The 560-nt window shown below is 48.8% G+C and carries 1 protein-coding gene; it reads right to left on the bottom strand.

Features of this window, described 5'->3' with window-relative positions:
• On the bottom strand, positions 1-560 hold a 560-nt coding region (locus R7Z49_RS26815; protein WP_318112704.1), incomplete at both ends, for a lipase family protein.

Raw genomic sequence — 560 nt, 5'->3', positions numbered from 1 at the left:
CACAACAAATTCGGTAGGTTTTATGCGCCAGACGATAGCGACGTTTGAACGTCCAGTCACCAATGGCGGGCTGCCCGAAAGTCACAACGCGCTTGATGCTTTTCGGATACTTCTTTTCTATGTAATCCGCAAACACGCTACCAATTGCACCACCAGAAGAGTGGCCTGTCACCGAAATGCGCTTGCCTTGCAGAATAAGCGGGACAACGGTTGCTTCTAGCAGTTCTATCACGCTCAAACCTAAGCGGTCTTCGTTTCCACTAGGTAAACTTTCTTGGAACAATAGGTGATAAATCCCTGCGTGAATACGGTAGTTGAGACCTAATCGCCGGCAGCTTCGTGTCCACATAGCAAAGTTGAGCAACCAATCGGTAACGCTGTGAGAACCTTTAATAACGACCACGACTTCATCGCGGTTTTTGCTCCACAGTACGCGAATCATAATCTTGCCGTGTTCGTTTCGGATGACTCGCTGACCATTCGGATCGAAGCCATAACGTGTTTGTTTAAAGACTCTTGGATACGCGAGGTTGCACAGCACGGCGTAGCGTTCGTATTGG

The organism is Vibrio sp. 1562 (assembly GCF_033340155.1).
Classification (GTDB): domain Bacteria; phylum Pseudomonadota; class Gammaproteobacteria; order Enterobacterales; family Vibrionaceae; genus Vibrio; species Vibrio alginolyticus.
Note: the sequence above shows the minus strand (reverse complement) of the source record. Positions and strands in the feature narration are given on the sequence as shown.